Source organism: Actinomycetospora sp. NBRC 106378 (genome assembly GCF_030269685.1).
GTDB lineage: Bacteria > Actinomycetota > Actinomycetes > Mycobacteriales > Pseudonocardiaceae > Actinomycetospora.
The window spans coordinates 33,795-50,465 of record NZ_BSTT01000024.1; the positions used below are offsets into that span (position 1 = coordinate 33,795).

The 16,671-nt window shown below is 75.0% G+C and carries 19 protein-coding genes; 9 read left to right on the forward strand and 10 right to left on the reverse strand.

Going from position 1 to position 16,671, the window contains the following annotated elements; all coding sequences use genetic code 11:
• Positions 1-82: 82 nt before the first annotated feature.
• The 4 genes from QSK00_RS29610 to QSK00_RS29625 form a co-directional block, all read right to left on the reverse strand.
• Complete coding sequence (locus QSK00_RS29610; protein WP_285597006.1) at positions 83-1,225, reverse strand: acetyl-CoA C-acetyltransferase; 1,143 nt, start codon at positions 1,223-1,225, stop codon at positions 83-85.
• 74 nt (positions 1,226-1,299) lie between these two features.
• Complete coding sequence (locus tag QSK00_RS30475) at positions 1,300-1,908, reverse strand: histone-like nucleoid-structuring protein Lsr2 (RefSeq protein WP_352231180.1); 609 nt, start codon at positions 1,906-1,908, stop codon at positions 1,300-1,302.
• A 126-nt stretch (positions 1,909-2,034) separates the two neighbouring features.
• A complete protein-coding gene (locus QSK00_RS29620) occupies positions 2,035-2,583 on the reverse strand; it encodes a hypothetical protein (protein WP_285597007.1) in 549 nt (182 codons plus the stop codon).
• Positions 2,584-2,609: 26 nt separating this feature from the next.
• Complete coding sequence (locus QSK00_RS29625; protein ID WP_285597008.1) at positions 2,610-2,984, reverse strand: winged helix-turn-helix transcriptional regulator; 375 nt, start codon at positions 2,982-2,984, stop codon at positions 2,610-2,612.
• A 50-nt stretch (positions 2,985-3,034) separates the two neighbouring features.
• Here QSK00_RS29625 and QSK00_RS29630 point away from each other — a divergent pair, with 50 nt between their 5' ends.
• The gene (locus QSK00_RS29630) at positions 3,035-3,964 is read left to right on the forward strand and encodes an NADP-dependent oxidoreductase (RefSeq protein ID WP_285597009.1); all 930 of its coding nucleotides are present in this window, start codon (positions 3,035-3,037) and stop codon (positions 3,962-3,964) included.
• Positions 3,965-3,967: 3 nt separating this feature from the next.
• Here the strand turns inward: QSK00_RS29630 and QSK00_RS29635 are convergent, their stop codons facing one another.
• Positions 3,968-4,753, reverse strand: coding sequence for an ABC transporter permease (locus QSK00_RS29635; protein ID WP_502872096.1), 786 nt, complete (start codon positions 4,751-4,753; stop codon positions 3,968-3,970).
• An 83-nt stretch (positions 4,754-4,836) separates the two neighbouring features.
• Here QSK00_RS29635 and QSK00_RS29640 point away from each other — a divergent pair, with 83 nt between their 5' ends.
• Positions 4,837-5,265 carry a TIGR03618 family F420-dependent PPOX class oxidoreductase gene (locus tag QSK00_RS29640; RefSeq protein WP_285597014.1) on the forward strand — a complete coding sequence of 143 codons (429 nt, stop codon included), beginning with the start codon at positions 4,837-4,839 and terminating at the stop codon, positions 5,263-5,265.
• On the opposite strand, the gene QSK00_RS29645 is transcribed toward QSK00_RS29640, so the two are convergent.
• Positions 5,253-6,275, reverse strand: coding sequence for a Brp/Blh family beta-carotene 15,15'-dioxygenase (locus QSK00_RS29645; RefSeq protein ID WP_285597016.1), 1,023 nt, complete (start codon positions 6,273-6,275; stop codon positions 5,253-5,255). The genes QSK00_RS29640 and QSK00_RS29645 overlap by 13 nt on opposite strands.
• A gap of 7 nt (positions 6,276-6,282) precedes the next feature.
• Positions 6,283-7,233, reverse strand: coding sequence for a bacteriorhodopsin (locus QSK00_RS29650; RefSeq protein ID WP_285597018.1), 951 nt, complete (start codon positions 7,231-7,233; stop codon positions 6,283-6,285).
• A 158-nt stretch (positions 7,234-7,391) separates the two neighbouring features.
• On the opposite strand from QSK00_RS29650, the gene QSK00_RS29655 reads away from it, so the two are divergent.
• Positions 7,392-7,847, forward strand: a complete 456-nt coding sequence (locus QSK00_RS29655) for a MarR family winged helix-turn-helix transcriptional regulator (protein ID WP_285597020.1) — start codon at positions 7,392-7,394, stop codon at positions 7,845-7,847.
• 5 nt (positions 7,848-7,852) lie between these two features.
• Here QSK00_RS29655 and QSK00_RS29660 read toward each other — a convergent pair whose 3' ends face one another.
• A complete protein-coding gene (locus tag QSK00_RS29660) occupies positions 7,853-9,010 on the reverse strand; it encodes a PP2C family protein-serine/threonine phosphatase (RefSeq protein ID WP_285597022.1) in 1,158 nt (385 codons plus the stop codon).
• 93 nt (positions 9,011-9,103) lie between these two features.
• Here QSK00_RS29660 and QSK00_RS29665 point away from each other — a divergent pair, with 93 nt between their 5' ends.
• The 5 genes from QSK00_RS29665 (at position 9,104) to QSK00_RS29685 (ending at position 13,191) form a co-directional block, all read left to right on the forward strand.
• The gene (locus QSK00_RS29665; protein WP_285597024.1) at positions 9,104-9,358 is read left to right on the forward strand and encodes a DUF2630 family protein; all 255 of its coding nucleotides are present in this window, start codon (positions 9,104-9,106) and stop codon (positions 9,356-9,358) included.
• A 98-nt stretch (positions 9,359-9,456) separates the two neighbouring features.
• The gene (locus QSK00_RS29670; protein ID WP_285597025.1) at positions 9,457-9,936 is read left to right on the forward strand and encodes a hypothetical protein; all 480 of its coding nucleotides are present in this window, start codon (positions 9,457-9,459) and stop codon (positions 9,934-9,936) included.
• A gap of 58 nt (positions 9,937-9,994) precedes the next feature.
• Positions 9,995-11,914, forward strand: coding sequence for a radical copper oxidase GlxA (gene glxA / locus QSK00_RS29675; RefSeq protein ID WP_502872097.1), 1,920 nt, complete (start codon positions 9,995-9,997; stop codon positions 11,912-11,914).
• Positions 11,915-12,037: 123 nt separating this feature from the next.
• Positions 12,038-12,418 (forward strand): acyl-CoA dehydrogenase family protein, encoded by a 381-nt coding sequence (locus QSK00_RS29680; RefSeq protein WP_285597029.1) that lies wholly within the window; start codon positions 12,038-12,040, stop codon positions 12,416-12,418.
• On the forward strand, positions 12,415-13,191 hold the full coding sequence (locus tag QSK00_RS29685; RefSeq protein ID WP_285597031.1) for an SAM-dependent methyltransferase: 777 nt from the start codon (positions 12,415-12,417) through the stop codon (positions 13,189-13,191). The genes QSK00_RS29680 and QSK00_RS29685 overlap by 4 nt, the downstream gene beginning before the upstream one ends.
• 77 nt (positions 13,192-13,268) lie before the next feature.
• On the opposite strand, the gene QSK00_RS29690 is transcribed toward QSK00_RS29685, so the two are convergent.
• Together QSK00_RS29690 and QSK00_RS29695 are read right to left on the reverse strand one after the other, a co-directional pair.
• Positions 13,269-14,615 (reverse strand): FAD-binding oxidoreductase, encoded by a 1,347-nt coding sequence (locus tag QSK00_RS29690; protein WP_285597033.1) that lies wholly within the window; start codon positions 14,613-14,615, stop codon positions 13,269-13,271.
• 104 nt (positions 14,616-14,719) lie between these two features.
• The gene (locus QSK00_RS29695; protein WP_285597035.1) at positions 14,720-15,133 is read right to left on the reverse strand and encodes a RidA family protein; all 414 of its coding nucleotides are present in this window, start codon (positions 15,131-15,133) and stop codon (positions 14,720-14,722) included.
• A 113-nt stretch (positions 15,134-15,246) separates the two neighbouring features.
• On the opposite strand from QSK00_RS29695, the gene QSK00_RS29700 reads away from it, so the two are divergent.
• Positions 15,247-16,371, forward strand: a complete 1,125-nt coding sequence (locus tag QSK00_RS29700; RefSeq protein ID WP_285597037.1) for a response regulator transcription factor — start codon at positions 15,247-15,249, stop codon at positions 16,369-16,371.
• The last annotated feature ends 300 nt before the right edge of the window (positions 16,372-16,671 follow it).

Genomic DNA, 16,671 nt, shown 5'->3' on the forward strand with positions numbered 1-16,671 from the left:
TGCAGCTCACGCGAGCAGGGAGACGGTCGGTCCCTCGGTGGTCGGAACCGCGGGCGCCGGCCGGCCCTCGGGGTTGGGCCGTTCAGACCCGCTCGATGATGGTGGCGTTGGACTGACCGCCGCCCTCACACATCGTCTGCAGCCCTCGTGCGCCCCCGGTCCGGCGCAGCTCGTGCACGAGTTTCGTCGCGAGGACGGCGCCGGTCGCACCGAGCGGGTGACCCATCGCGATGGCGCCGCCGTTGACGTTGGTCCGTTCCAGGGGCGCGCCGGTCTCCTCGGCCCACGCGAGCACGACGGGCGCGAAGGCCTCGTTGCACTCGAACAGGTCGATGTCGTCGACCGTCAGCCCGGCCTTGCGCAGGACCGACCGGGTCGCGGGGATGGGGCCGGTGAGCATGAGCACCGGGTCCTCCCCGACCACGGCCATCGTCGAGACCTTCGCGATCGGTTCGAGGTCGTGCTCGCGCATCGCCTGCTCGGAGGCGATCAGCATCGCCGCCGACCCGACCGACACCTGCGACGAGACCGCCGCCGTCAGCGCGTAGCCCTCGCGCAGCGGCGGGAGGGACGCCATCTTCTCCAGGTCGACGTTCGGCCGGATGCCCTCGTCGTGGGAGAGGTGGTTCAGCGGCGCGATCTGCCCGGTGAAGCGGCCCTCGTCGGTCGCGGTGGCGGCCCGCCGGTGCGACTCGACCGCGAACTCCTCCATCCGCTCCCGCGTGATGCCCCACTTCTCGGCGATCAGCTGCGCACCGCGGAACTGGCTGATCTCCTGCTCGCCGTAGCGCTCGATCCACTTCGCGCCCTCGCGGCGGGTCCCCATCCGCTCGAGCACGGCGGCGTTCGCGTCGATCGGGACGATCGCCATGTTCTCGACGCCGGCCGCGACCACCAGATCCTGCGTGCCGGACATGATCGCCTGCGCCGCGAAGTGCAGCGCCTGCTGCGACGAGCCGCACGCGCGGTTGATCGTGGTCCCGGGCACGTGCTCCGGGAAGCCCGCGGAGAGCCACGCCGTCCGGCCGATGACCCCGGCCTGCGGGCCGAGCTGGGTCACGCATCCCATCAGCACGTCCTCGACGGCCCCCGGGTCGACCCCGGTGCGCTCCATCAGCGCGGTCAGCGCGTGGGCCCCGAGGTCGGCGGGGTGGACGTCGGCGAGCTTGCCCTTGCGGGTGCCCACCGGCGAGCGGACGGCGTCGACGATGTAGGCCTCGGCCACGGTGCCTCCTCCAGCGTGTGCGGATGCTGACGATCAGTGTCAGCGGTGGGCCACCGCTGACACCAGGGGTGCCGTCAGCCCTGCCGCGACGTCGTGGCCCGGTAGTTCGCGATCAGGTCCTTCTTCAGCTGGCCGCGGGGCTTGACCTCGATGCCCTCCTCGACCGCCCACGCCCGGATGCGCTCGCGTTCGTCGGCGGTCAGCCCGTCCCGCCCGCGCGGCTCCTCGGCCTGCTCCCCGGCCTGCTCCCCGGCCTCCTCGACGACGGGGGACGACTCCGGCTCCGAATCCGAGGACGAGGCCCGCGCCAGCAGCGACGCGTCGCCCGCCTCGAACGCCTCGACCACCCACCCGGGCAGTCGCCCGCGGGAGGACAACCCGGCGCCGTGCTCGTTGGCCCAGCTCCGGATCTCCTGGTTGCGCTCCCGCGACGAGGACGACGAGGAGGGAGAGGAGGACGGCGTGGGCGCGGCGGCCGGCGCGGCCGCCCCACCGGACGACCGGCGGCCGCCGGTCCGACGCGCCGCCGCGACGTAGCGCCCGAGCGCCGCGCGGAGCTCGCCGGCGTTGGCCGCGGAGAGGTCGATCTCGTACACCGCGCCGTCGAGCCCGAAGCCGACGGTCTCCTCCGCGGTGCCGCCGTCGATGTCGTCGACCAGCGTGACGGTGGTCCTGGTGGCCATACCTGTGCTCCTCGGATGGGCCGGGGGTGAGTGGGTCGGAGGACGCCGGTCCCCCCGGTCCCGCTCCCCGCGCGAGTCCTACCAGGTCACCCCGACGGTCAGCGCGGGACACGACGGCGGCCTTGATCACAGACCGCACAGCGCGAGCAGCCGATCCCGCGCCGACGGCGAGGCCGCGGCCCGCGGGGGCAGCAGGATCCCGACCGACCGCCAGAGCTCCGCGCGCGGCGCGAGCCCGCCGAGGACCGCGCCCGCCAGCTCGTCGTCCACCGGCGAGACCAGCCCGAGCACCCGGGCCAGCGCCTCCGCCCCGAGCGTGCGCGCGACGATCAGCTGCCACAGGTACTCCTCGACCGAGCAGTCCCCGAAGGAGCAGTGCACCGTCGCGGCGAGGTCGTCCACGCCCTCGGCGGCCGCACGGGCCCGTCGCGCCAGATCCGGGAACGGCCCGACGTCGGGCTCCCCGGCCTCGGCCATCGTCTCCCCCGCGAGCTGCGAGGGGATCCACGCCTCGTCCCGCGCGAGGTGCGCCACCGCGTCGCGCACCGGGCGCCCACCGACGGGGTCGGAGGCGAAGACCGGCTCCGGCACCCGGCCCCACCCGTCGTCGGGAATGCCGAGGACCACGCCCTCGATCGCTCGGTCGGCCAGTCGGAACGTCTCCACCGGGTTCACGACGACGAGCGTGCCCGGCGAGGCGGTCAGTTCCCGGCCGCCATCGGGGAGTGTCCGTCGCCGGCGTCGAGGACCGCCTCGCCGTGCGTCCTGGCCCACGCCGTCAGCACGTGGATGGGTTCGGTGAGCGTGGCCCCGAGCGGGGTGAGTTCGTACTCGACGCGGGGTGGCGCCTCGGCGTAGGCACGCCGGCTCACGAGTCCGTGCGACTCGAGCCGCCGCAGGGTCTGGGTGAGCACCTTGCGGGAGATCCCGCCGCCGATCAGGTCGATCAGGTCGCCGTGGCGGACCGGGCCGCGGCTGAGCCCCGCGAGGACCACGACCGACCACTTGTCGGCGAGCAGTTCCACCGTCAGCCGCCCGGGACAGTCGGCGAGGAACCCGTCGGGGAACCCGTCCATGACCTCGAAAGGTACCCGGCGGTTCCTCTCGGCTGCCTAGCGTCGGCCGCATGCGCGTGATCACCCAGCACTCCCTCGGCGGGCCCGAGGTCCTGACCGTGGAGGACGCCCCGGAGCCCCGGCCGCTCCCGACGGAGGTCCTCGTCCGCGTCGCGGCGATCGGACTGAACCCGCTGGAGGCCCGGCTACGGGCCGGGGAGATGCCGCTGCTCGGCGGGCCGCCGTTCGTGCTCGGCTGGGACGTCAGCGGGGTGGTCGAGGCGGCGCCGGGCACGTGGCGGTGGCGCCCCGGCGACGAGGTGTTCGGCATGCCGCTGTTCCCCCGGCCGGCGCGCGCCTACGCGGAGCTCGTGGCGGCCCCCGCGCTGCACCTGGTGCGCAGGCCGGCGGCGCTCTCGCACGTCGAGGCGGCCGCGCTGCCGGTCGTCGGGCTCACCGCCTGGCAGGGGCTCGTCGACCTCGCGGGCGTGTCCGCCGGCGACCGCGTCCTCGTCCACGGTGGGGGCGGCGGCGTCGGGCACGTCGCGATCCAGATCGCGAAGGCCTTCGGCGCCCACGTCGTCACGACGGCGAGCGGGAGCAAACGGGAGTTCGTCGAGGGCCTCGGCGCGGACGAGGTGATCGACCACCGCGAGGTCGACTTCACCACGGCGGTGCGCGACGTCGACGTCGTGCTGGACACGCTCGGCGGGCGGACGGTGTGGCGCTCGCTCGCCGTCCTGCGCCCGGGCGGCCACCTGGTGACGATGACGTCGGAGGACGACGCCGGGCTGGGGGCCGCCGCGGCGGCGGCCGGCCTGCGGTTCAGCGGCATCGCGGTCGACCCGGACCCGGTCGGCCTGCGTGGGCTGGTCGAGCTCGTGGAGCGGGGTGCGCTGCGCGTGCACGTGGACCGGGTGTTCCCGTTCGAGCAGGTCGTCGAGGCCCACCGGGCCCTCGAGGCCGGTCACCTGCGCGGGAAGCTCGTCCTCACCGTGTAGCCGTCAGCCCGTCCGCGCCGCGACCGCGCGCTCGACCAGCCCGGCGAGCCAGTCCACGAGCAGGGCGAGGGCCGCGACCAGGGAACCCGCGACGGCGAGCACCGTCAGGCGGTTGAGCAGGAGCGCCTGCTGGATCAGGGCGCCGAGCCCGCCCGCGCCGATGTACGAGGCGAGGGTCGCGGTGCCGACGTTGAGCACGAGGGCCACCCGGACCCCGGCGACGATCACCGGCACCGCGAGCGGGATCTCGACGAGGCGCAGGCACTGGCGGGCCGACATGCCCATGCCCCGGGCCGCCTCGACCAGACCACCGTCGACCGCCCGCAGCCCCACGACGGTGTTGCGCAGGACCGGGAGGAAGGCGGCCAGCGTCAGCCCGAGGACGGCGCTGAGCAGCCCGAACCGCCAGAAGCCGAGCAGGATCAGCACCCCGAACGCGGGCAGGGACTGTGCGAATCCGCCGATCACCGTGACCGCCCGGGCCACGACCGCGAACCGGGACCGGCTGAGCACGAGCCCGAGCGGGAGGGCGACCACCAGGACCAGGAGCGTGGAGTACAGCGTCAGCACGAGGTGCTGGGAGAGCTGGCCGAGGACGTTCGCGGGGTCCAGGGCGCGCCGCTCGATCGAGTCGAGCGACCCCGCGTAGACGGTGCCGAAGGCGACGACCAGACCGGCGGCGACGAGCAGCGGCGTGACCCAGAGGTCGGGCTGGGCGAGGAGCCGGCGACGGCGCGAGGGGCGCTGCACCGGAGCGTCGGCCCGGCCCGTCGGCGTCACGATCACCATCGTGGCGGGCGGCGCGGACCCGCGCGACGCGATGGCCCACGACCGGCCCGACCCGTCGTCGGGAAGGGGGGCAGGATGTCGCCATGGACGTCGCGGAGTTCGGGGCCCTCGCCGCCGAGGAGCAGGGCCTGGTCGTGGTCTCGACCGTGCGGGCGGACGGGTCGATCCAGTCGTCGGTGGTGAACGCCGGGGTGATGGCGCACCCCGTGACCGGGCAGGACGTGCTCGCCTACGTGACCTACGGGCGCGCGAAGCTGGGCAACCTGCGCCGCCGGCCGTGGACGGCGGTGACGGCGCGCGTGGGCTGGCGGTGGGGCACGGTCGAGGGATCCGTCGAGATCGCCGGGCCGGACGACCCGCTGCCCGGGGTCGACGACGTCCCGGCGCTGCTGCGTGCGGTCTTCGCCGCGGCCGGCGGCACGCACGACGACTGGGACGAGTTCGACGCCGTGATGGCCCGCGACCGCCGGGCGGCCGTCCTCGTGACGCCGACGAGGGTCTACTCGAACTGAGCGGCGGGCCGCTGTCGGCGGTCCATCACGGCGACCACGGCCATGTGCGGCACCGTCAGGGCCAGCACCAGCGCGAGCCCGGCCGGGACGAGGCCCGCGGCCGCCCGGCCCGCCAGTCCGGGCACGGCGAGCAGCACGACCAGGACGGCGAGCACGGCCGCGGTCGGGAGCGCGGCCTGCCGCAGCACCCGGCCGACGGGACGAGCGAGCCGGCGGCGGGCGAGGTCACCGGCGTTCCCGGGATCGAGGGCCACGAGCCGGGCCAGGTGGCGCAGCCCGTGCCAGGCCCCGAAGTACAGCCCGAACGCGGGCAGCGGGGGGACGACGAGGAAGAGCGCGGTGAGCAGGGCGAGCTCGCCGGCGGCGGCGCGTCGACCCGCGAGCAGGTCGGCCGCCAGCGTCACGACGACGGCCACCGCGGTCCCGGTGCCCACGACGAGCAGCGCCGTCGGGTCGAGGACCACCGCGGCCGAGCCCGGCGCGAGGACGTCGAGGACGGGGCGCACGGTGGTGGGCCACGCGAGGAACGGCACGGCGACGGTCGCCAGCCCGGGCGCCACCCAGCGCGGCGTGGGCCCGGCGGGGCGCCCGCTCCGGAGCGCCTGGACCGCGGTCTCGCCCGACCCGAAGTGCACGGCCGAGCCGACGAGCAGCCCCACCAGCGCGGGAACCGGCCAGAGCCGGGCGGCGACGAAGGTGAGGACGGCGAGCGCCACGTAGGCCGACAACACCCCGGCCAGCAGGCCCGGACGTCGGGCGGTGGCCCCCGTCCACCACGGCACGAGGTGGTCGAGGGCGCCGTGCGGGATGCCGACGAGCAGCCCCACCGCGAACGGCAGCCATCCCCAGCGCTCCCACACCCCGGGAACGACGAGCCCGACGACGAGGACGACGGCGACGGCGGACACCGAGACCGCCGTCGCCGCGCGCAGGGGCACGGCGACGGCGGTGGGCACGGTGCCTGCGCCGGGAGCGCCCGGGGCGACCCGGGCGTCTCCGAGCGCGGTCACCGGTGGCTCAGCGCTCCCCGACGGGGGCGTGGCCGTTGGCACCCGCGAGCGCGACCGCCGGCCGGGGCGCGGCCTGCAGCTCGTGGGCGACCCAGACCGGCTCGTCGTGGGTCTGCACGCCGGCGTTGACGTCCTCGGCGGTCCGCAGCTTCGCGACCTTGTGGATCATGGCGCCGAAGCCGACCTTGGCGATGATGTCGGAGAAGGAGAAGCCGAGCTGGACGACCACCGCCCACAGGACCAGGTTCGAGTTCGGCGTCACCAGGACCTGCACCAGGTAGAGCAGCGGGTAGGCGCCGAAGATCGAGAACAGGACGACCGTCGAGCGGAAGAGGCTCGCGAACGTGCTCGACGAGAGCCCGCCGCGGCTGTCGAGCACGGCCTTGCCGAGCACCGCGTACATGACGAGGAAGAAGACGGTGGAGATCGCGGCCCAGACGTTGAGCCAGGTCGCGCTCGTGCCGTTGTCGAACACCTCGGCCCCGAGGAAGCCGGTGATGATCATGAGGAAGGCCGAGGCGATGGTGATCACCCGGGCGCGGCTCAGCGCCGTGCCCGCCAGCGTCGTCACGGCCAGCAGCTCCACCCCGAGCAGCGGCACCGTGACCGACCAGTCCGCGTAGCGCAGCCCACCGTTGAACCGCGAGTCGGCCGCGGGCACGTAGAAACCGTTCACGAGGTCGAAGCCGGTGTGCCAGGACACGAACAGCCCGAGGTAGGCCAACGCGGCGACCGCCTGGAGCAGCGCGGAGCCGTGGACGGCCGTCCGGTACTTCGCGCCGACCTCGTGGCGTCCGAGGACGCTGTAGGCCGCGCCCGCGAGCAGGGCGAAGCCCGCGACCGCGAAGCCGTACTCGACGAGGTGCCACACGCCGGAGGAGTAGGCGATCTCGCTCGCGAACTCCCCCTGCACGGGCGGGGCGGTCGGCAGTGCGCCGACCAGGCTGGTCACGGTCATCTCAGGTGTCTCCCCGCGAAGCGGCGCACCCGGCGTGCGCACGGCCCTGGGATACGCAGCATGCACGTCGTGCGAAACGCACATGTTGTTGTGCGCACCGACACGCGTCGGGGAGGGCGTCCCCGCCGATCCCGTTCCTCATGCCAGGGTGGGGTGTGATGCCGGGACCTCGCGACGACGGCCAGGACGCCGTCGACCTCGAGATCGCGCTCCGCCACCTCGTCGACGCCGCCCTCGGCGCCGCCGAGGAGCTCGAGGACCGCGTCGCCCCGGCCCACCTGCGGGCGCTCCAGGTCCTCGCCACCACGGGGCCGGCCCAGGTCTCCACCCTCGCCGGAGCCACCGGGATGCTCCCGTCCACCGCGAGCCGGCTCTCGGACCGGCTCGCGGCGGCCGGACTCGTCGAGCGGGGCGCGTCCCCCACCAACCGCCGGGCCACGCTGCTCTCGCTGACCCCGGCCGGGCGCGAGGTCCTCGCCGAGCTCGCGGACCTGCGGGCCCGCCACCTGCAGCGCGTGCTGGCGACGATGGACCCGGACGATCGCGACGCGCTCCTACGGGGGGCGCGCGCCTACGCGGCGGCCGCGGAGGGGGCGGGCACGGGCCGGGGTTGAGCCGGTCAGGCGCGGCGGTCCACCACCACCGCGGTCGCGTCCCGCGCGAGCTCGCCACCCCCGTGCTCCCGCCACGACTCGATGAGGGCGTGCGGCAGCCCCGCGAGGCCCTCCGCGGCGCCGAAGGACGCCCCGGTGGCCTCCCCGCCGAAGGCCCGCCCTGCCGCGTCCCGCACCCCCGGCCCGCCCGCCGAGACGACCAGGAGGGCGTCGCCGGCGAGGACCTCGACGGACCCGGCGCGGTAGCTCGATCGTTCGAAGCACCCGAGCGCCTCGTGGATCGGCAGGCCCGGCTCCCACACGCGGCCTCCCGCGCCGCCGCGTCGCAGGAGCAGGACGGGCGGCTCCTCGCCCGCCCGCACGACCTCCGCCCGGTCGGCGTCCAGATCGACCGACAGCACGGTCGCGGCGACCTCGGCGCGGCCGCGCCAGTGGTCGTGGACCACCTGGTCGGCGAGCGACACCTGGTCCGCGAGGGACAGGCCGGCGCGACGCGCGTGCCGGAGCGCGGTGATCGTGAGGGCCGCCGGCAGCGCGGCCGACAGGCTGCGGCCGCGGGCGTCGACGACGGCCACCCACACCCGGTCGCCGTCGATCGACCAGTCGAAGAGGTCGCTCGCGACCCGCGGCGCGGGCTCGATCGCGGCGGCGAGCCGGACCCGGTCGCTGACGACGGAGGTCGGCGGGAGCAACTGCCACCCGAACTCGGCGCTGACGCTGTACGAGGTCGATCGCCGGCGGAGTTCCACGAGGTCGGTGATGCGGGACGCCTGCACCAGCAGCAGCGCGGTCTGCTCGGCGAGATCGACGAGCAGCTCGTCGGTCGTGCCCGTCGCCCCGTGCACCGTCAGCACGCCGTGCACGACGCCCCGGGCCGCCAGGGCGACGTCGGCGCGGTCCCGGTCGCGGTGCACGACGCCGGGACGGAGGTCCCCGTCGCGCCGGGGCCGGGGCGCGGCCGAGGTCCCGGAGGTGCCCACCGCCCGCAGCGTCCTGCCCGCCCGGTCGATGAGGCGGAGCTCGACGAGGTCCGCGCCGAGCCGTCGGGCGATCTCGGTGGCGCACACGGGGCCGACGCGGTCGGCCGGGGCGTCGAGCGCCGCCCGGCGGAGCGCGTCGGTCGGCGAGGGACCGGACGGGGAGGTGTCGATGCGATCGCCCACGATGCCGCCTTCCCCGTTCGTGCGCACCGGACACCCGCGACACGGGCACGTCATGGTGATGACCGCGGGCGCTGCGGGGAGGAGGGTGGGGCCATGGCTGACGAACCACGCACCGACGCCGAACTCGCCCGCGCGATCGACGAGAACGCCGAGGCCGAGCACGCCCTGCGCAACGGCAGCCACGGCGGGCTCGGCGAGGAGGACACGCGGCGTCTCCACGAGCTGCAGGTCGAACGGGACCGGCTCTACGACCTCAAGCGCCAGCGCCAGGCCCAGCGCGACGCCGGGCAGGATCCGGGCGAGGCGCACGAGCGGGACGCCGGGACGGTCGAGGGCTACCGGCAGTAGCGCTCGGAGGACCGGGGGGTCACCCTCCGTCGTCGTTTAGAGTCGGGCGCATGTGGACAGGGGGGCACGGACCGGACATTCCGGCCCACCGTGTCCCCGTGGCGGCGGCGCTGGGCACCGCGCTCGCCCTCGGCGCCCACCTCGTGGGCGGTGGCGCCCGGCCGACCGGGGTAGTCCTCACCGTCGTCGTCGCGGTCTCCGCGGTGGTCTCGGCCGCCGCCCTGCGCACCGGCCGCGTCTCGCGCGGGCCGTGGACCGCGCTCGCCGTCCTCCTGCTCGGCCAGGTCGCCCTCGAGGCGGTCCTGGCCACGGCCGACCACCACGTCGTCACCGCCGTCGCCGCGCTCGGCGTGCACGGGGCCGCCGCGCTCGCCGCGGCCCTGCTCCTGCTCGGCGGCGCCCGCCTCGCCGACGACCTGCGGGAGACCGCCGACCGGGTGCTGTCCCGGTCCTGGTGGCGCCGTCCCCCGGGCCCGCAGCGGGCGTACGGAGCGGCGGCGACCCGTCGTCGGGGCGTCCTGCGGGCGGGGCGGGCGGTCGACGCGAGCGGCGCCCGGGGGCCTCCGGTGCCCGCCTGATCCCGGGCCCCGTCCACCCCCTCCCCGAGGAGGTGTCGTCCTGCGCACCTCGCGCCGGCTGCGACCTCTCGTCCTGACCGTCATCGCCCTCGCCGTCCTGCTCGGCGTCAACCTGCCGCCCGCGGTCGCCTACGTGCAGGACTGGCAGTACCAGCGGATGATCGACTCGCTCGACTACCAGCGGCAGTTCGGGAAGTGGGACGTCCTCGAACTGCCCCCCGACCAGCGCGTCAACGCGATCCACTCCGCCCTGCTGCCCTCCGGCAAGGTCCTGTTGATCGCCGGGTCGGGCAACAAGGAGGACATGTTCGCGACGCGGGCCCTCAAGAGCCTGCTCTACGACCCTGCCACCGGCGCGTCCCGCGTGATCCCCGTGCCGGACGACATGTTCTGCGGCGGTCAGACCCTGCTCCCCGACGGCCGGCTGCTCGTCGCGGGCGGTACCGCGCGCTACGAGAAGCTCGACGGCGCCGTCACCTACGCCGGCGGCGCGATGCGGGTGAAGAACGAGAACCCCGACGTCGGGCGCGACATCCCCGCGGGCACCGAGTTCGTCTCCCCCGAGGGCAAGGCCTACCGCACGATCCGGCCCAACGTGCTCCCGCCGGCGACGAAGGTGGCGACCCGCACCGGCGCCACCGTCACCGCCGCCGAGGAGCGGGTGTTCGTCGAGGCCGTCGCGCCCGGGCCGGCGGGCACCACGCTGCAACCCGGCCTGCAGTACGCGATCACCGGCCTCGACCCCGCCTCGGCGAAGGACGTCTACGGGCTCGGCGAGGCCCTGACCCTGGACAAGCAGAACTACCAGGGCACCGAGAGCGCGTACACGTTCGACCCGGTCGCCGAGACCTGGTCACCGGTCGACGACATGGACTTCGCGCGCTGGTACCCGACGCTGACGCCCCTGCCGAACGGCGAGGTGCTGACGCTGTCGGGGCTGGACAACATCGGCAACGTGCTCAACGGCGAGACCGAGCACTTCGACCCGCGCACCGACCGGTTCGTCGAGGACAAGCAGCTCACGCAGTACTTCCCCACCTACCCCGCGGTGTTCGCCACCGAGGCGCCGAACCGCCTCTTCTACACCGGCGCGAACTCCGGCTACGGACCGGCCGAGGCCGGACGACTCCCCGGCTTCTGGGACCTCGACACCAACGTCCTGCGCCCCGTACCCGGGCTCCGCGACCCGAACCTGCTGGAGACGGCGGGTTCGGCCTGGCTCGGCCCGGTGCAGGACCAGCGGATGGTGGTCGTCGGGGGCGGTGGGATCGGGGAGAGCCCGCTGACCACCGCCCGGATCGACGAGATCGACCTCGACGCGCCCGACCCGGCCTTCCGGCCCGGCCCGCTGCTCCCCGACCCGGTCCGCTACCCGAACCTCACGACGCTGCCCGACGACTCGATGCTCATCAGCCACGGCTCGCGCGACTACCGCGGCAAGGGCGACTCCGACGTCCTCGACGCCCACCTGCTCCGCCCCGAGGGCGGGCCGGGCGGCACGCTGACCGAGGCCGCCGATCCCAAGGTCGGCCGGAACTACCACGGCCAGGCGGTCCTGCTCCCCGACGGGCGGGTCCTGACGGCGGGTTCGGACCCGCTCTTCGACGACGAGCGCAACACCGTCCCGGGGACCTTCGAGCAGCGCCTGGAGATCTACACCCCGCCGTACCTGTTCCAGGGCGCCCGCCCGGAGATCACCGGAGCGCCCGACGTCATGCGCCGCGGGACCACGGTGGTGGTGCAGACGCCCGACGCCGAGCGCATCGCGAAGGTGCGCCTCATGCGGCTCATGACCTCCACGCACGTCACGGCGGTCGACCAGTTCTCCGTGGCCGTCGAGGCCCGCCCGACGGGCGGTGATGCGCTGGAGCTGACGCTGCCGCCCGAGCTCGAGACGCTGCAGGTCGGCAACTACATGCTGGTCGTGGTCGACGACCGGGGCGTGCCGTCGGTCGGCGAGATGGTGCGGGTGCCGTAGGGGGCGCCCCTCCTCCGTGGCAGGAAAGCGTCGTTGCTGTCATGTCGTGACAGCAACGACGCTTTCCTGCCACGGGGAGGGGGCGGGTTTCCGGACACCGCGCCGGGCGGCAGCATGGATCTCGTGACCTCGGTCAGCGATCCGCCCGCCCCCACCCTCGACGACCTCTCCGCACGGCTGGACGACCTCTCCGCACGGCTGGACGACCTCCTGCCGGAGATCCGGGCCCGTGCCGCCGAGGCCGAGCGGGCCTGCACGCTCCCGGCCGACGTGGCCCGGGCGCTCGAGGGCGTCGGCGTGTTCCGGCTGCAGCGCGTCCGCGCCCTCGGCGGGCTCGAGGCCGACCCCGTCGTCATCCTCGACGTGATCGAGCGGCTCGCCCACGCCGACGCGTCCACGGCCTGGGCGACGCTGATCGGCATGACCGCGTCGTCCTTCTACTCCGCCGAGGCCGACCGCACCGTCGGATGCCACCGACTCGAGCCGGCAGGGCCGACGGGGTGACCGGGCCGGACCCCGAGACGGCCAACACCGCGCGGGTCTACGACTACCTGCTCGGCGGCGCGCACAACTTCGCCGCCGACCGGGAGGCCGCCCGGCGCGCCGTCGCGGCCACCCCGATCCTGCCGGTGGCGGCGCGGGCCAACCGGGCCTATCTCGGCCGGGTCGTCACGTGGTGCCTGCAGCAGGGCGTCCGCCAGTTCCTCGACCTCGGTTCCGGCGTGCCGACCGTCGGCAACGTGCACGAGATCGCGCACCGGATCGACCCGGCCACGCGGGTGGCCTACGTCGACGTCGAGCCGGTCGCGGTCGCGGTGGCCGACGACCTGCTCCGCGGCCTCCCCACCGCCACCGTCACGCGGGCCGACCTCGCCGACCCCGACGCGGTCCTCGCCGCGCCCGGGGTGGCCGACCTGCTCGACTTCGCGCAGCCCGTCGCCGTGCTGGCGGTCGCGGTGCTGCACTTCGTGCCCGGCGACGTGGGTGCGGTGCTCGCCGCCTACCGGCGCCGGCTGGCGCCCGGCAGCGTCGTCGCCATCAGCCATGGCAGCGACGACCTCGACGACCCCGACCTGGCCGCGATGCTCCGGGCCGGTGCGGAGTCCTACCGCGGCAGCGCGATGCCCGTGACCTACCGGAGCCGGGCCGAGATCCGCGGGCTGCTGGCGGGTCTCGACGTCGTCGAGCCGGGACTGGTGGACGCCACGAACTGGCCCGTGGCCGACCCCTCCGCACCGCCGTCGGCCTTCTACGCGCTCGTGGGCCAGGTGCGGTAGCCCCCTGCTCGTGGCAGGAAAGCGTCGTTGCTGTCACGAGATGACAGCAACGACGCTTTCCTGCCACCGGGGGCCGGTCACCCGCCCACGCGCGTCCCGACCTGCCGGAACAGCCCGTCCGGGTCGACCCGGCGCTGGGTGGCGAGCAGCCGCGCCAGCGTCGCGTCGTCCCACGCCCGGCCGATCACGCCGGCCCGTGCGGCGCCCAGGAAGTTCGGGAGCACGCCCGCCGACCACGGCGCCAGCGCGTCGACGACGCCCGGCACGACGACGGGCACCACGCCGGCCAGCTCCGGCACCATCGGCCCGAGCGCGTAGAGCGCGAACGGGGCGTCGCGGCCGGCGACCGAGTCGAGGTCCGGCCCCCGCGTGATCGCCCCGCCGAACGCCCGCAGCTCGGCCATGATCAGCGGGGTCTCGACGCCGGGTCCCGCGACGGCGAGCAGCGCGTCGAGCGCCGCGTCGGGCAGGTCGGTGAGCAGCGTCGACGCGTCCCACACCGGCATCGGGTCGGTCGGGTCGGCGTGCACCGCGTCGATCGCGGCGAACGGCATCTCCCCGACCATGTCCGCGATCGGCTCGACGTCCAGTCCGCGCATCGGCGCGAGCAGCGCCGCGCCGTCGTCGGCACCCGCCGTCGTCGTGAAGCGCAGGTGCACGACGAACCGGCCCTGCAGCGGCGGCGGCAGCGACGGGTCCGGCGGCAGCCGGAGCAGCGCGACCGAGCTGGAGGCGTGCTCGGGCAGCGTCGTCACCCAGTCCCGCCAGGCCGGCAGGACCTCCGGGGCGGCCTCCCCGGGCAGGAAGATGCCGCCGCCGTAGAGGCGGGTGACGGGGTGCAGGTCCACCTCGAGCTCGACGACGATGCCGAACCCGGCCTTCCCGCCGCGCAGCGCGGCGAGGAGATCCGGGTCGTCGTCGGTGTCGACGAGCTCGCCGGTGCCGGTGACGACCAGCGCCCGGCGCAGGTGGTCCGAGCCGACCCCGAACTCCCGCGACAGGGGCCCGTGGCCGCCGCCGAGCAGGAACCCGGCCACGCCGACGCCCGAGGACGAGCCGCAGACCGGGGCGAGGCCGTGCGGGGTGGTGGCGGCGATGACCTGCGTCCAGGTGGCGCCCCCGCCGACGACGGCGACGCGGCGCCCGGGGTCGACGCGGACGTCGTCGAGGTGGCGGGTCGAGACCAGCAGCGAGCCCGCGAGGTCGGACGCGATGCCGTGGCCGGTGGCCTGCACGGTCACCGGGAGGCCCTCGGCGCGGGCACGGCGGACCGCGGCGGCGACGTCGTCGGGACTGCGGGCCTCCCAGACCAGGTCGGGACGTGGCCGGTGGGCGGTGTTGAAGGTGGCGACGGCGGCGTCGTAGCCGGGGTCATGCGAACGGATCGCGAGGGAGGCGGTCGAGGTGGCGGGGGCGGCGGTCATGGCTCTTCTCCTTGGCGGGGGTGGTGCGACGGGGCGGGACGACGGGAGCCCCCGGGCGGGGCTCCCGCACGAGGGCGGGGGTCACGGGCTCGGTCGGGGTGCGCTCAGCGGCCGGCGGTGGCGTCGATCTCGACCGCCATCCCGGGCACGGCGAGGCGGGAGACCTCGACCAGCGTCGCCGGGGGCGTGGCCCCGAGGGCCGCGAGCCGCTCGACGAGCACGCCGTACGACGCGAGGGCCGCGTCCATGTCGGTCACGTAGACCACGAGGCGGGTGACGTCGCGGAGGTCCATGCCGCCGCGGGCGAGCATGTCCTCGACGTTCGCGGTCGCGAGTGCCATCTGGGCGGCGACGTCGTCGGCGTGCAGGAAGGTGCCGTCGGCGTCGATCGACCCCTGTCCGGCTACGGTGAGTATCCGGCTCGGCGCGGGCCGGAGCTGCGCCTGGTCGTAGTGGAACCCGAGGTTCCAGCTCGTCGGGTTGATGCGGATCGTGGCGTCGACCTCGGTGTTCGTCATGCCGAGAAGCCTGGCGACCCGCCGTCGGGAAGCCCATCCCAACAACCTGGGCCATCCCGTTCCCAGATTTCTGGGGTACCCCGAATGCCCTGTCGAGGGCTACCTTGCGTGACATGAGCACGCTGAGCCCGGAGCGCGTGCGGGGGCAGCTGGACGCCCTCGCGGTCGCCGGCCTGGACTGGCAGACCTTCGGGCGCACCGCGACGGATCTGCTGAACCGGGCGATGCCGGTCGCCGCGAGCTGCTTCGCCTCGGTCGATCCGGCCACCCACATCGTCACGGCCAACGTGAAGAGCGGGGAGCTCGACGACGACCACGACGTGGAGTGGTCGTACCACGAGTACGAGGTCGAGGACCTCTACGACTTCCGGTCGCTGTCCAGTACCGGGTCCGGTGTGATCACGCTGCAGGAGCGCAGCGGGGGTGACCCGCACCGGTCCCGGCGGCACGCGGAGCTGTTCCGGCCCGTGTGGGACTTCTCCGACGAGCTGCGGACGACGCTGCGGGTCGACGGCGTGACGTGGGGCGCGCTTGCCCTCTTCCACGGCGGCGGCCGCACGTTCACCGCCGCCGAGCAGGCGTTCGTGGCCTCGATCGCCGAGGGGCTCGCCCGCGGGGTGCGCAGCGGGCTGGTCGCCGCGGCGGTCGCCGACGACGGCCGGGTGGCGATCTCGGGTCCGGCGGTGCTCGTGGTCGACGGGCACGGCGAGGTGGCGCAGGCCAACGTCGGCGCGGCCGAGCGGCTCGCCGACCTCGGGTGCGCCGAGCTCGGCGCCTCCGCACTCCCCCAGATCGTGCAGGCCCTCGTGGCGGCGGCCCGGCGGATGAGCACCACCCCCGGCGCGGTCACCCCGCGGGCGCGGCTGCGGACCGCGAGCGGGAACTGGATCGTCGCCCACGCGTCCCCGCTGGTCAGCCGTCACGGCGGGACCCCGGACGTGGTGGTGACGATCGACGACGCGCGCCCGCCGGAGATCATCCCGCTGGTCGTCGCGTCGTACGGGCTCACCGAGCGGGAGCGCGACGTCGTCGCGATGGTGCTGCAGGGCGTCGACACCGCGGACATCGCACGCTCGCTGCACCTGTCGGCGTACACGGTGCAGGACCACCTCAAGCGCGTGTTCGCCAAGGTCGGCGTCCGCAGCCGCCGGGAGCTGATCGCGCAGGTGTTCACCGACCACTACGTGCCGCAGATGGCGAGCGGGGCGGGCCTCGCCCCGTCGGGGTGGTTCGCCTAGGGCGGCGCGGCCGGCGAGACGTCGCGCATCGGGCTCACCGGCGCCTCGGCAGCCCTGTCAATACCCGGGACATGGTGGACAGGTTGTGCCGGGGACATGGTGGACAGTCAGCGGGTGGGGTGGGGGTGGTGGACGCCGAGCTGGAAGGTCGCCAGGCGGCTGGAGCCGTAGTACGTAGTAGACGTGCAGGCGGGTGCGGTCTCGGACCAGGCCGACACTGAGGCCGGCGAAGCGGCTGTCGAGTCGCAGGAGCACTCCGCCGTAGCTGAAGCGGGCGGCGCTGTTGAGCTTGCGGGTCAG